The organism is Paramagnetospirillum magnetotacticum MS-1 (assembly GCF_000829825.1).
In the GTDB taxonomy this organism is placed as follows: Bacteria; Pseudomonadota; Alphaproteobacteria; order Rhodospirillales; family Magnetospirillaceae; genus Phaeospirillum; species Phaeospirillum magnetotacticum.
Map to the genome: position 1 here is coordinate 290,009 of NZ_JXSL01000027.1, position 13,365 is coordinate 303,373.

The 13,365-nt window shown below is 62.7% G+C and carries 14 protein-coding genes; 8 read left to right on the forward strand and 6 right to left on the reverse strand.

Going from position 1 to position 13,365, the window contains the following annotated elements:
• The first annotated feature begins 127 nt into the window (after positions 1 to 127).
• The 8 genes from pdhA to CCC_RS10055 all read left to right on the forward strand — a co-directional run bounded on the left by pdhA (position 128) and on the right by CCC_RS10055 (position 7,783).
• The gene (pdhA, locus tag CCC_RS10020; RefSeq protein WP_009866809.1) at positions 128 to 1,126 is read left to right on the forward strand and encodes a pyruvate dehydrogenase (acetyl-transferring) E1 component subunit alpha; all 999 of its coding nucleotides are present in this window, start codon (positions 128 to 130) and stop codon (positions 1,124 to 1,126) included.
• A 17-nt stretch (positions 1,127 to 1,143) separates the two neighbouring features.
• Positions 1,144 to 2,505 carry a pyruvate dehydrogenase complex E1 component subunit beta gene (locus tag CCC_RS10025; protein WP_041041118.1) on the forward strand — a complete coding sequence of 454 codons (1,362 nt, stop codon included), beginning with the start codon at positions 1,144 to 1,146 and terminating at the stop codon, positions 2,503 to 2,505.
• A gap of 16 nt (positions 2,506 to 2,521) precedes the next feature.
• On the forward strand, positions 2,522 to 3,787 hold the full coding sequence (locus CCC_RS10030) for a pyruvate dehydrogenase complex dihydrolipoamide acetyltransferase (protein ID WP_041041119.1): 1,266 nt from the start codon (positions 2,522 to 2,524) through the stop codon (positions 3,785 to 3,787).
• A gap of 13 nt (positions 3,788 to 3,800) precedes the next feature.
• Positions 3,801 to 4,379, forward strand: coding sequence for a hypothetical protein (locus CCC_RS10035; protein ID WP_009867714.1), 579 nt, complete (start codon positions 3,801 to 3,803; stop codon positions 4,377 to 4,379).
• An 18-nt stretch (positions 4,380 to 4,397) separates the two neighbouring features.
• Positions 4,398 to 4,865, forward strand: a complete 468-nt coding sequence (locus CCC_RS10040) for a hypothetical protein (protein ID WP_052473086.1) — start codon at positions 4,398 to 4,400, stop codon at positions 4,863 to 4,865.
• 13 nt (positions 4,866 to 4,878) lie between these two features.
• Positions 4,879 to 6,267, forward strand: coding sequence for a dihydrolipoyl dehydrogenase (gene lpdA / locus CCC_RS10045; RefSeq protein WP_009867716.1), 1,389 nt, complete (start codon positions 4,879 to 4,881; stop codon positions 6,265 to 6,267).
• 73 nt (positions 6,268 to 6,340) lie between these two features.
• Positions 6,341 to 7,342: a lipoyl synthase gene (gene lipA, locus CCC_RS10050; RefSeq protein WP_082036581.1), complete on the forward strand. Its 1,002-nt coding sequence runs from the start codon at positions 6,341 to 6,343 to the stop codon at positions 7,340 to 7,342.
• Between the two features lie 12 nt (positions 7,343 to 7,354).
• Positions 7,355 to 7,783 carry a type II toxin-antitoxin system RatA family toxin gene (locus CCC_RS10055; protein WP_009867718.1) on the forward strand — a complete coding sequence of 143 codons (429 nt, stop codon included), beginning with the start codon at positions 7,355 to 7,357 and terminating at the stop codon, positions 7,781 to 7,783.
• 207 nt (positions 7,784 to 7,990) lie between these two features.
• On the opposite strand, the gene CCC_RS10060 is transcribed toward CCC_RS10055, so the two are convergent.
• The 6 genes from CCC_RS10060 to CCC_RS10085 form a co-directional block, all read right to left on the reverse strand.
• The gene (locus CCC_RS10060) at positions 7,991 to 8,692 is read right to left on the reverse strand and encodes a Crp/Fnr family transcriptional regulator (protein ID WP_236686355.1); all 702 of its coding nucleotides are present in this window, start codon (positions 8,690 to 8,692) and stop codon (positions 7,991 to 7,993) included.
• Between the two features lie 21 nt (positions 8,693 to 8,713).
• On the reverse strand, positions 8,714 to 9,661 hold the full coding sequence (locus tag CCC_RS10065) for a branched-chain amino acid ABC transporter permease (RefSeq protein ID WP_041041121.1): 948 nt from the start codon (positions 9,659 to 9,661) through the stop codon (positions 8,714 to 8,716).
• A 3-nt stretch (positions 9,662 to 9,664) separates the two neighbouring features.
• The gene (locus CCC_RS10070; RefSeq protein ID WP_009867236.1) at positions 9,665 to 10,552 is read right to left on the reverse strand and encodes a branched-chain amino acid ABC transporter permease; all 888 of its coding nucleotides are present in this window, start codon (positions 10,550 to 10,552) and stop codon (positions 9,665 to 9,667) included.
• Between the two features lie 64 nt (positions 10,553 to 10,616).
• The gene (locus CCC_RS10075; RefSeq protein WP_041041123.1) at positions 10,617 to 11,831 is read right to left on the reverse strand and encodes an ABC transporter substrate-binding protein; all 1,215 of its coding nucleotides are present in this window, start codon (positions 11,829 to 11,831) and stop codon (positions 10,617 to 10,619) included.
• 22 nt (positions 11,832 to 11,853) lie between these two features.
• Positions 11,854 to 12,564, reverse strand: coding sequence for an ABC transporter ATP-binding protein (locus CCC_RS10080; RefSeq protein WP_009867233.1), 711 nt, complete (start codon positions 12,562 to 12,564; stop codon positions 11,854 to 11,856).
• Positions 12,557 to 13,327 (reverse strand): ABC transporter ATP-binding protein, encoded by a 771-nt coding sequence (locus CCC_RS10085; protein ID WP_041041125.1) that lies wholly within the window; start codon positions 13,325 to 13,327, stop codon positions 12,557 to 12,559. Before CCC_RS10085 ends, CCC_RS10080 begins: the two co-directional genes overlap by 8 nt.
• Between the last annotated feature and the right edge of the window lie 38 nt (positions 13,328 to 13,365).

Sequence of the window (13,365 nt, forward strand, 5' to 3'; positions counted from 1 at the left end):
CACAATACAGTTAACGTTAGTTATCTTGTTATGAAACAACGGCTTTTAGCTAAAAATGTCGTTGCAAAATAGGGAAGGTTCATTTACCTATCTGCCCTGTCAAACGATTCAGGCTCCGGGAGGAACCATGGCCAGCAAGAAGAAGGATCGGGGGGCTGCCGAGCCCACCCCGCAGGAACTCATCCGCTATTACCGCGAGATGCTGCTCATTCGCCGCTTCGAGGAGAAGGCGGGGCAGCTCTACGGAATGGGGCTGATCAACGGCTTCTGTCACCTCTATATCGGCCAGGAAGCCGTGGTGGTGGGAATGCAGGCCGTGGCGGGCGCCGCGGATTCCTGCATCACCTCCTACCGCGATCACGGTCATATGCTGGTCTGCGGCATGGACCCCAAGGGGGTCATGGCCGAGCTGACGGGCCGCGCTGGCGGCTATTCCCGCGGCAAGGGCGGCTCCATGCATATGTTCAGTCGTGAGAAGCGGTTCTATGGCGGCCACGGCATCGTGGGCGCCCAGGTGCCGCTGGGCACCGGCCTGGGCTTCGCCCACAAATATTCCAAGGATAATGGCGTCGCCCATGTCTATTGCGGTGATGGCGCCGTCAATCAGGGCCAGGTCTACGAGGCCTTCAACATGGCCTCCCTGTGGAAGCTGCCCGTTGTCTTCGTCATCGAGAACAACAAATACGCCATGGGCACCTCGACCATCCGTCACGCCGCCGGGCAGGAGCTGTACATGCGCGGCGCCGCCTACGGCATTCCCGGCGAGCCGGTCAACGGCATGAGCGTCATCGCCGTGCGCGAAGCCGCCGCCCGCGCCCTGGAACACGCCCGTTCCGGCCAGGGTCCCTATATCCTGGAAATGAACACCTACCGCTATCGCGGCCACTCCATGTCCGACCCGGCCAAGTACCGGAGCAAGGAGGAGGTGACCAAGATGCGCGAGCAGCACGATCCCATCGACCAGCTGAAGGAAAAGCTGCTGGCCGACGGTCTGATCGACGAGGCCGGTCTCAAGGAGATCGATCGCGAGGTCAAGGTGATCGTCACCGAGGCGGCCGAATTCTCGCAGTCCAGTCCCGAGCCGGATCCGTCCGAGCTGTGGACCGACGTGCTGATCGAAGCGTAAGCGAGGGGGGTATAAAAATGCCGATTCAAGTTCTGATGCCCGCCCTGTCGCCGACCATGACCGAGGGCAAGCTGGCCAAATGGCTGAAGGCCGAGGGCGATGCCGTCAAGTCCGGCGACATCCTGGCTGAAATCGAGACCGACAAGGCCACCATGGAAATGGAAGCCGTCGAGGATGGTGTGCTGGGCAAGATTCTGGTGCAAGGCGGCACCGAGGGCGTGGCGGTCAATACGCCCATCGCCCTGATCCTGGAAGAGGGCGAGGACGCCTCGGCGCTTTCTGCTTCTGCTCCGGCTCCTGCCACCGCCGCTCCCGTGGCGGCCCCTGTCGCCGCGGCCCCAGTTGCCGCTCCGGTGGTCATCGCTCCGGCGCCCGAGGAAAAGGTCTACGCCTCCTACAAGCGTCAGACCATCCGCGAAGCCCTACGCGACGCCATGGCCGAGGAAATGCGCGCCGATCCGTCCGTCTTCCTGATGGGCGAGGAAGTGGCCCAGTACCAGGGCGCCTATAAGGTCAGCCAGGGTCTCTTGGACGAATTTGGGGCCGAACGTGTCATCGACACCCCCATCACCGAGATGGGCTTTGCCGGTCTGGCTTGCGGTGCCGGATATGCGGGCCTCAAGCCCATCGTCGAGTTCATGACCATGAACTTCTCCATGCAGGCCATTGACCACGTCATCAATTCGGCGGCCAAGACCCTTTACATGTCGGGCGGCCAGTTGACCTGCCCCATCGTGTTCCGCGGTCCCAACGGTGCTGCCAGCCGCGTCGGTGCCCAGCACAGCCAGGATTACGCCTCTTGGTACGCCCATTGCCCCGGCCTCAAGGTGGTGGCGCCGTGGAGCGCCGCCGACGCCAAGGGCCTGCTCAAGGCCTCCATCCGCGATCCCAATCCGGTGGTGTTCCTTGAGAACGAGCTGCTCTACGGCCAAAGCTTCGACGTGCCCGACGATCCCGATTTCGTCCTGCCCATCGGCAAGGCCAAGATCGAGCGGGCCGGTGCCCATGTGACCATCACCGCCTATTCGCGCATGGTTCAGATCGCTCTCGACGCCGCCGAGATCCTCAAGGGCGAGGGTATCGAGGCCGAGGTGATCAATCTGCGCACCATCCGTCCCTTGGACACCGCCACCATCGTGGCTTCGGTGCAAAAGACCAACCGCATCGTCAGCCTGGAAGAGGGCTGGGCCTATGCCGGTATCGGCTCGGAAATCGCCGCGGTGATGATGGAGCAGGCCTTCGATTGGCTGGATGCGCCGGTGGTGCGGGTCTGTGGCGCTGACGTGCCCATGCCCTATGCCGCCAATCTGGAAAAGCTGGCCCTGCCGCAGATCGAGCATGTGGTGGCTGCCGCCCGCTCCGTCTGCTATCGCGCTTGAAAAGGGGGGACGTAGCATGCCTGTTCAAATCCTGATGCCCGCCCTCTCGCCGACCATGACCGAGGGCAATCTGGCCAAGTGGCTGAAGAACGAGGGTGACGCCGTCAAATCCGGCGACATCCTCTGCGAGATCGAGACCGACAAGGCGACCATGGAATTCGAAGCCGTGGACGAAGGCGTCCTGGGCAAGATCCTGGTGGCTGGCGGGACCTCCGGTGTCGCGGTCAACACCCCCATCGCCGTTCTGTTGGAAGAGGGCGAGGATGCCTCGGCCATTTCCGCCGCTCCGGCCCCCAAGGCTGTTGCGGCTCCGGCGAGTGTCGCCGCTGCACCGATAGCTGCGGCTCCGGCCGCCGCTCCCGCTGCAGCCCATGGTGGTGACCGCGTCGTCGCTTCGCCTTTGGCCAAGCGCATCGCCAAGGACGGCAATGTGGACCTGAAGGCGGTCAAGGGTTCGGGTCCCCACGGTCGCATCGTCAAGGCCGACGTGGAAGCGGCGATCAAAGCCGGTCCCGCCAAGCCTGCCGCCGCCACTCCGGCTGCTGCCGCCGCTGCGCCCAAACCCGCTCCTGCTCCGGCGAGCGCCAGCCCGTTCGAGCCTGCCTTCGAGGAGATTCCCAACTCCTCCATGCGCAAGGTCATCGCCCGGCGCCTGACCGAGGCCAAGTCGACCATTCCGCACTTCTATCTGTCCATCGATTGCGAGTTGGACTCCTTGCTGAAGGTGCGTGCCGATCTCAATGGCCGGTCCGACGCCTACAAGCTGTCGGTCAACGACTTCGTGGTCCGCGCCGTGGCGCTGGCCCTGAAGAAGGTTCCCGCCGCCAACGCCTCGTGGGGTGAGGATGCCATCAAGCGCTATAAGGACGTGGACATCTCGGTGGCTGTGGCGACGCCAAGCGGCCTGATCACCCCCATTGTGCATCACGCCGATCACAAGGGGCTGGCCGAGATTTCCAACGAGATGAAGGCGTTGGCAGGTAAGGCAAGAGACAACAAGCTGAAGCCCGAGGAGTTCCAGGGCGGCGGCTTCACCATCTCCAATCTCGGCATGTTCGGCATCAAGGACTTCGCCGCCATCATCAACCCGCCTCAGGGCTGCATCCTGGCCGTCGGCGCGGGCGAGCAGCGTCCGGTGGTGAAAGCCGGTGCCTTGGCTGTGGCGACGGTGATGACCTGCACGCTCTCGGTGGACCACCGGGTGGTCGATGGCGCGGTGGGGGCGGAATTCCTGGCCGCCTTCAAGAAGCTGATCGAAGACCCGCTGTCGATGCTGCTGTAGGGAGGGCCGCGTCATGAGCCGCGAGGCCGTGATCGCCGCCTTCGCCAGCCTGAAGGCCGATTTCCGCGATGAACGTTTTCCCGTCATCGCGGGACGGCTGGCTGGAGAATGTCTGGTTTGGGGCGAGCAGTTGCTGACGCTGTTTGCCCATGCCGACCGCGACGCCCTGAGGGCCGTGGATGCGCTCGCCCGCTTCTGGGTGGTGCGCTTTCGCGGCATGCCCGAACCGGCCGATCTGGGCGGGGCTGGGCCGGGGCCCGCTTTCGTCCTGGCCTTCACCGCCTTTCCCTATCTCGACGTCATGATGGAGGCGTGGGAATTGGGCGAGGTGGTGGCGGAGCAGGGGCCCGACCGGATGACGCTGCGCTGTCTGTTCGATGGCGAGGACCAGGGAACCCTGGTGAGTGCCGAGCGGGCAGGGGGCGGATGGCGTTTCGATCTGATGGGGCTCTACCGCGCCAAGGCCCAGGCCCTGGAGACGTTCATTCAAGCCGAGTTCGGCGATTTCGACGCCTTTCTCGACCATTACGTGGCCGAGCACGATTTGAATTTCATTGCGGATCAAGCCTGGCGGCCTCTGGCCGAAAAATAAAAACCGGGAGGGAGTGAAATGGGTCTGAGAGTAAGGGAGATGCCCCGTCCGCCGGGCATGCCGGTTACGCCGTTCCCCGCGGGAAGTGTGGCCGAGCGTTCGGCTCTGGCTGGTCTGGTGGGCATGATCGAGAACAACCCCGCCTTTTGCAATCGCGGTGTCCTGCCCGAAGAGCAGGAGCGTTGCTACCGCGCCGTGGTCGATGCCAAGCGCCTGATCGGCGATACCGCCGAACTGCTGCCGCCCGGCACTCCGGCCGATGATCTGCTGGGCGCCATGCGCGCCGCCTGCCGCAAATACATTCTCGAAGCCGAGAATTGGGACCGCCGCACCGGGCGGCGCTATCAGATGCCGACCTTTGTTTTCTACCAGTTGCTGGGCGCCTTCCGCGAATTGCTGGGAGTGCATGTCTGGCGTCTGGCCGAGGCCTACGACATGGAAATCGAGGGCCGCCTCAACATGATCTTCCCCGGCTCACCGGAATAATTTGGAGAAAACCATGGCCGAGAACAGCTTCGACATCATCGTCATCGGCGGTGGCCCCGGCGGCTATGTCGCCGCCATCCGCGCCGCGCAATTGGGCATGAATACCGCTTTGGTGGAGCGCGAGCATCTGGGCGGCATCTGCCTCAACTGGGGCTGCATCCCCACCAAGGCCCTGCTGCGTTCCGCCGAGATCTACCGCAACATGCAGCATGCCGAGTCTTACGGCCTGTCGGCGCCCGGCGCCTCGTTCGACCTGGCCAAGATCGTGGCGCGCTCGCGCGGGGTTTCGGCCCAGTTGCAGGGCGGCATCAAGCATCTGCTGAAGAAGAACAAGGTCACGGTGATCGAGGGCACCGCCAAGCTGGCGGGTGGCGGCAAGGTGGCCATCGAGGGCAAGCCCACCATCTCCGCGCCCCACATCATCCTGGCGACGGGGGCGCGGGCCCGCATCCTTCCCGGTTTCGAGCCCGACGGCAAGTTCATCTGGACCTATAAGGAAGCCCTGGTTCCCGACACCATGCCCAAACGCCTGCTGGTCATCGGCTCGGGCGCCATCGGCATCGAGTTCGCCAGCTTCTTCAATGCATTGGGTGCACAGGTCACCGTGGCCGAGGCCATGGACCGTGTCTTGCCGGTGGAAGACGCCGAGATCAGCGCCATGGCCCAGAAGAGCTTCGAGAAGCAGGGCATGAAGATCCTGACCAGCGCCAATATCAAGGGGCTGAAGAAGAACGCCGCCGACGTCACTGTCACCATCGAGGCTGGCGGCAAGACCCAGGACATCACCGTCGATCGGATCATCACCGCCATCGGTATCGTCGGCAATGTGGAGAATATCGGTCTGGAAGGCACCAAGATCAGGGTGGAACGCACCCACGTCATCACCGATCCCTATTGCCGCACTGACGAACCGGGCATCTACGCCATCGGCGATATCGCAGGCGCTCCCTGGCTGGCTCACAAGGCCAGCCACGAGGCCATGATCTGCGTGGAAAAGATCAAGGGCTTGGCCGATGTCCATCCGTTGGACATGCGCAAGATTCCCGGCTGCACCTACTGCCATCCCCAGGTGGCCTCAGTGGGCCTTTCCGAGGCCAAGGCCAAGGACAAGGGCTATACGGTCAAGGTCGGCCGCTTCCCCTTCATGGCCAACGGCAAGGCCATCGCCTTGGGCGAGACCGAGGGCATGATCAAGACGGTGTTCGACGCCAAGACCGGCGAATTGCTGGGCGCCCATATGATCGGCGCCGAAGTCACCGAGATGATCCAGGGCTATGTGGTCGCCAAGACGCTGGAGACCACCGAGGCCGAGTTGATGCACACCGTCTTCGCCCATCCGACGCTGTCGGAAATGATGCATGAATCGGTTCTGGACGCTTATGGGCGGGCGGTCCACTTCTAATCGCTGATTTTCACCCCGAAGGCACGAAGGGCACGAAGAACAAGCAAAGGTTTCTTCGTGTTCCTTCGTGCCTTTGCGCCTTCGTGGTTCAGAAGTCCTTGACCCACGACCATTGCTGGACGATATCCAAGCCATGAACGACAAGCAGTCCCTGCGTCATCCCGAAAAAGCCCGCAAGCCGGACCAGATCAGTCCGCGCAAGCCCGACTGGATCAGGGTCAAGGCTCCGACCTCGGAAGAGGCGGCGGAAGTGCGCCGCCTGATGCGCGAAAAGAACCTGCACACCGTGTGCGAAGAGGCGGCCTGCCCCAATATCGGCGAATGCTGGAAGCACAAGCACGCCACCTTCATGATCCTGGGCGATACCTGCACGCGGGCCTGCGCCTTCTGCAATGTCAAGACCGGCAATCCCAAAGGTGCTGTCGATCTGGCCGAGCCCGAGCATCTGGCCGAATCGGTCAAGGCCATGGGGCTCAAACACGTCGTCATCACCTCGGTGGACAGAGATGATCTGGCCGATGGCGGCGCCTTCCAGTTCGTGGCCTGTATCGAGGCCATCCGCGCCTCGTCGCCTGAATGCACCATCGAGGTGCTGACGCCTGATTTTCGCGACAAAGGCGAGGGGACCGTCGAGCGCATCGCCATCGCCCGTCCCGATGTGTTCAACCACAATCTGGAAACCGTGCCGCGGCTTTATCCCGGCATTCGTCCCGGTGCCCGCTATTTCGAGTCCCTGCGCGTGCTGCAGCGGGCCAAAGCTGCGAACACTTCCATTTTCACCAAGTCAGGCATCATGGTGGGGCTGGGGGAGGAGCGGGCCGAGGTACTGCAGGTCATGGATGACATGCGCTCTGCCGGGGTGGATTTCATCACCATCGGCCAGTATCTTCAGCCGACCTTGAAGCATGTGGCGGTGTCGCGCTTCGTCACCCCCGACGAGTTCGAGGATTACCGCGCCCAGGCCCGCGCCAAGGGCTTTCTTATGGTGGCGGCCACGCCGCTGACCCGATCCAGCCACCACGCCGACCGCGATTTCGAGGCGCTGAAGGCCGAACGCCAGCGCCGCCAGGGGTAACCAGGGACCACCATGCCGACCCATGCCGAGCAGCGCGTTCTGCCTTATCCTCCGGAGAAGTTGTTTGAACTGGTGGCCGACGTGGCCCGGTACCCTGAATTCCTGCCTTGGTGCGTGGCGTCGCGCATCCGCTCACGCGATGGCGATGTGTTCTTCGCCGATCTGGTCATCGGCTTCAAGATGGTGCGCGAGCGCTTCACCTCCAAAGTGACGCTCACGCGGCCCGACCGCATCGACGTCACTTATACCGAGGGGCCGTTCAAGCATTTGAACAACCACTGGGTCTTCAAGCCCCATCCCGAAGGCACCGAGATCGATTTCTACGTGGATTTCGAGTTCCGGTCCAAGATGCTGCAGGCCCTGATCGGCGCTTTGTTCAACGAGGCGGTCAAGATGATGGTCGGGGCCTTCGAAAAGCGCGCCCGGCAGCTTTACGGGTAAATCACGCCACAACGGAAAAAGCCCCCGGCGGAGGATCATCGCCGGAGGCTTTTGCCCAGAGGTAGTGCCCCAAAAGTCACCCTCGGGCCCGTCTTTATGTCCCGTTCGTTCGTTCGAGGAGGGGACGGACTATGTAATTCGTGACGGGTTCAATCTAGGACCGGGTGGGGGGCTGCGTCTGTGAAGAGTCTCACATAGCGGTAAGACTCAATCCAGCGAGGTCAGGCCTTCCAGGGCGTTGACCTTGTTCAGGGTGATCTGGCCGCGCCCCAATGTCACGATTCCCGCCTGTTCCCATTTGGACAGCACCTTGTTGACGCTTTCCCGGCTGATGCCCAGATGGTCGGCGATTTCCTGCTGCGACAGCTTGATGGCCGAGGGGCCGCCCGCCTTGCTCTTGGTCCCCATGGTCTGGTCCAGCATCAGCAGATGCTTGGCCAGGCGGGAGGGAAGCGACAGGAAAACCATGTCTTCCAACTGGTTGTCGGCCTTGCGGATGCGGTCGCACAGCACCTCGATCAGGTGCAGGGCCTGGGCAGGATGCTTATGCAGGAAGGTGTGGACGTCCTTGCGCTCCAGCGCGATCAGCTCGGTGGCCTCCATGGCGGTGGCGTCGGCCGAGCGCTCCTTGCCGTCCAGGACGGCGATCTCGCCGAACAGCTGGCCCGGCTTGATCATGCCATAGGTGACCTCGCGGCCATCCGCCGACAGGACGCCGATGCGGATCAGTCCTTTGGCCAGCAGATAGAGACGGTCGCCGGGATCACCCTTGGAAAACAGGGTCTCGCGGGCGTCGATCTTGACCATCTTGGCGCGGGCGGCCAACTCATCCAGCAATTCGGGCTGAACAGAGGCAAACAGTGGCGTATTCGCCAGCATCTCGCGGCGACGCAAAGCTGAATCCGGCATGATCGAGCTTTCCCTCCCCACTCAGCCGGTGATACCGCGCCGCTTCAACCACGGCGCCAGCACGCCAATCATACCGCTACGGAACAGCAATACGCAAATCACGAAAATGACGCCCTGGATGATGATGACCCACGAGCCGATGCCAGCGAAGAAGTCCTGGATGGCCACCACCAGGAAGGCGCCCACCGTCGGTCCCAGAACGGTGCCAACGCCGCCCAGAAGGGTCATCAGCACCACCTCGCCTGACATGTGCCAGCTGACATCGGCCAGGGAGGCCAACTGGAACACCAGACTCTTCAGCGATCCGGCCAGTCCGGCGAAGGCGGCCGACAGGACGAAGGCGATCAGTTTGTAGCGGCTGACCTCATAACCCAACGAGATGGCGCGGGGCTCGTTGTCGCGGATGGCTTTCAGCACCTGGCCGAAGGGGGAATTGACCACCCGGTACAGAAACAGCAGCGAAAGGACGAACACCGCCAGCACGAAGTAATACATGGCCATGGTGTTGGACAGGTCGATCAGCCCGAACAGATGGCCGCGCGGCACGCCCTGGATGCCGTCCTCGCCATGGGTCATGGGGGCCTGCACCGCCACGAAAAAGCCCAACTGGGCAAGCGCCAGGGTGATCATGGCGAAATAGATACCCTGACGGCGGATGGCCAGCCAGCCGACCACGCCGCCCAGCACCGCTGCCGTGGCGACGCCCAATAGGATGGCGATTTCCGGGGTAAGGCCCCATTCCTTGGCGGTGAAGGCGGTGACATAGGCCGACCAGCCGAAGAACATGGCATGGCCAAAGGACAACAGCCCCACATAGCCCAGGAGTAGATTGAAGGCGGCGGCGAACAGGCCGAAGCACAGACCCTTCATCAAAAAGACCGGGTAGAAGATGAAGGGCAGAACCAGTCCCAGCCCAAGCAGTGCGAGGATGAAGGGCGTCTGGCGCGATGGCGGAGGGGCGTTGCTCATGGGTCAGGCTCCCTTGCCGAATAGCCCGGCGGGCTTGATCAACAGCACCACCACCATGACCATGAAGATCACTGTACTGGCCGCTTCCGGGTAGAAGACCTTGGTCAATCCCTCGACGATCCCCAGCATGTAGCCGGTGAGGATGGAGCCCATGATGGAGCCCATGCCGCCGATCACCACCACGGCGAAGACCACGATGATCAGGTCCGAGCCCATCTTGGGGCTGACCTGATAGATGGGGGCGGCCAACACGCCGGCGATGGCCGCCAGGGCGACACCGAACCCGTAGGTGAGCGTGATCATCAAGGGTACATTGATGCCGAAGGCCTGAACCAGGGTGGGGTTTTCCGTTCCGGCGCGCAGATAGGCGCCCAACTTGGTCTTTTCGATGGCGTACCAGGTGCCCAGGCACAGGACGAGGGAGGCGACCACCACCCAGCCGCGATAGATGGGCAGGAACATGAAGCCCAGATTCCATCCACCCGCCAGGGCTGGGGGCACGGCATAGGGCTGGCCCGACACGCCATAGCCTTCGCGAAACAATCCCTCGATGATCAGCGCCAGACCAAAGGTCAGCAGCAGGCCGTAGAGGTGATCCAGCTTGTAAAGGCGGCACAGCATGGTGCGCTCGATGATGATGCCGATGACCGCCACCACCAGGGGGGCGGCGATGAGGGCGCCCCAGTATCCCAGTCCCAGGAAATTCAGCGCCAGCCAGGCCACGAAGGCGCCCATCATGTAAAGGGCGCCGTGGCTGAAATTGATGATGTTGAGCAGCCCGAAGATCAGCGCCAGCCCCAGGCTGAGCATGGCGTAGAAGGCGCCGTTGATGAGACCCAGCAGCAATTGCCCGAACAGGGCCTGGGTCGGTATGCCGAGAATGGTCATCATGGCGGTAAGGGCTCCCCCTGGACAGGAAGGGACGCCGGGTCACCCCGGCGTCCCGGCCTCGATGCTACTTCTTCACCAGCGAGCAGGTGCTTTCGGACAGAGGCTGATAGGCCTCGTCACCCGGAATGGTGCGGACGATCTTGTAGTAGTCCCAGGGCCCCTTGGACTCGGACGGCTTCTTGACCTGGGCCAGATACATGTCGTGGACCATGCGGCCATCGGCGCGGATCTTGCCGTTCTTGGCGAAGAAGTCGTTGATGGGCAGCTTGCGCATCTCGTCGGCCACCTTGATGCCTTCGTCGGTCTTGGCGGCTGCTGCGGCCCGCAGGTAATGCAGAACCTGGGAATAGGTGCCCGCATGGACCATGGACGGCATTTTGCCATTGCCCATCTTCTCGGACCAGCGCTTGGACCAGGCGCGCGTCTGGTCATCCATGTCCCAGTAGAAACCGGTGGTCAGCATCATGCCCTGAGCGGTTTCAAGGCCCAGCGAGTGGATGTCGGTGATGAACACCAAAAGACCGGCCAGTTGCTGGCCCGCCTGGGTGATGCCGAATTCCTTGGCCTGCTTGATGGCGTTGATGGTGTCGGCGCCCGCATTGGCCAGACCGATGATCTGGGCGCCCGATGCCTGGGCCTGGAGCAGGAAGGACGAGAAGTCGGAATTGGGGAAGGGGTGCTTGACCGCGCCCTTGACCTCGCCGCCATTGGCCTTAACCACCTTCTCGGTCTGGGCCTGGAGGTTGTGGCCGAAGGCATAGTCGGCGGTGAGGAAGAACCAGGTCTTGCCGCCGTTCTTCACCACAGCATTGCCCGTGCCGTTGGCCAGGGCGTAGGTGTCGTAGGTCCAGTGAAAGCCGGTGGGCGAGCATTTGTCGTTGGTCAGCGGCGTGGATGCGGCGCCCGAGACCAGATCGATCTTGCCCTTTTCCTTGGACACTTCGCGCACCGCGATGGCGGCGGCCGTGGTCACCAGTTCGGCGATCACGTCCACCTGTTCGGTGTCATACCATTTGCGCGCGATGCCCGAGGCGATATCGGCCTTGTTCTGATGGTCAGCCGAGATCAATTCGATGGGCTGGCCGTTGATCTTGCCGCCGAAATCGTCGATGGCCATCTGGGCGGCGACAATGGTGCCCTTACCCGCCAGATCGGAATAGGTTCCCGACAGGTCGGTGAGTACGCCGATCTTGACCTTGCCGTCGCTGTACTGGGCATGCGCCATGCCGGTGGACAGGGCCAGCGCCGCGGCGCCGAGCAGAAGCCTCTTCATCACCATGTTGTACGTCCTCCCATTGGTGTTAAACGCCGAGATAAGTCTTCAGCTTTTCCATATTGGCCGCCAAGGCTTCGTTGGGGATCATGTCGATCACCTGCCCGTGCTCGACCACGTAATGGCGGTCGGCGACGGTGGCGGCGAAGTGAAAATTCTGTTCCACCAGCAAGATGGTGAAACCTCTCTCTCGTAAGGTACGGATGATGTCGCCGATATGCTGAACGATGACCGGGGCCAAGCCCTCGGTGGGCTCGTCCAGCAGCAGCATATCGGCGCCGGTGCGCAGGATCCTGGCGATGGCCAGCATCTGCTGCTCGCCGCCTGACAGTTTGGTTCCCTGGCTGGAGCCGCGCTCCAACAGGCGGGGGAAGAGGGCGTAGACCTCGTCCAAGGGAAGGCCGCCCGGCTTGATGATGGGGGGCAGCACCATGTTCTCTTTCACGGTCAGCGAGGAGAAGATGCCGCGCTCTTCCGGGCAATAAGCCAGACCCAGCCGCGCGATGCGGTTGGACGAGAGAGTGATGGTCTCGGTGCCCTGGTATTTCACCGAACCGGCGCGCTTGCCCACGATGCCCATGATGGAGCGCATGGTGGTGGTCTTGCCGACGCCGTTGCGGCCCAGCAGGGTGACCACTTCGCCCTTGGGCACGTCGAAGCTCATGCCATGCAGCACATGGGATTCGCCGTAATGGGCGTGCAGATCCCTGACGGAAAGGAGAATTTCGGACTCAGCCATGGCCTGCCGCTCCGTGCCCAGATCCCATATAGGCTTCGACCACCTCGGGATTGTCGGTGATCTCGGCATAGCTGCCCTCGGCCAGGACCCGGCCCAGCTTCAGCACCGTGATGGTGTCCGAGAGGTCGGCGACCACCGAGAGGTTATGCTCCACCATCAAGATGGTGCGGTTGGCCGATACCCGGCGGATCAGTTCCGCGGTGCGCTTGACGTCCTCAGTCCCCATGCCTGCCATGGGCTCGTCCAGCAGCAGCATCTCGGGGTCCAGCGCCAAGGTGGTGGCGATTTCCAGCGCCCTTTTGCGGCCATAGGACAATTCACCGGCCGGGGTGTCGCGATATTGGGCGACCCCCACATCCTCGATCAGTTCCTCGGCGCGGGCGTTGAGTTCGTCAAGACACCGGTCAGACCGCCAGAACTGGAACGACTTGCCCTGGCGGCGCTGCAGCGCGACGCGGACGTTTTCCAGAACCGTCAAATGGCCGAACACCGCCGAGATCTGGAACGAGCGAACCATGCCCTGGCGCGCGATGGCGGCCGGTTGGGTGTGAGTGATGTCGGTGCCGTTGAACAGGATCTGGCCCCGCGTGGGCGTCAGAAATTTGGTCACCAGATTGAAGCAGGTGGTCTTGCCCGCGCCATTGGGGCCGATCAGCGCGTGGATGGTGTGGCGGCGAATCTTGAGATTAACGTCGGACACGGCGACGAAACCCCTGAACTCCTTGGTCAAGGAGCGGGTCTCGACGATGAAGTCGTCTCCCATGCGGACACCTCCCTGCGGCGACCTTATCGGGCGATCGC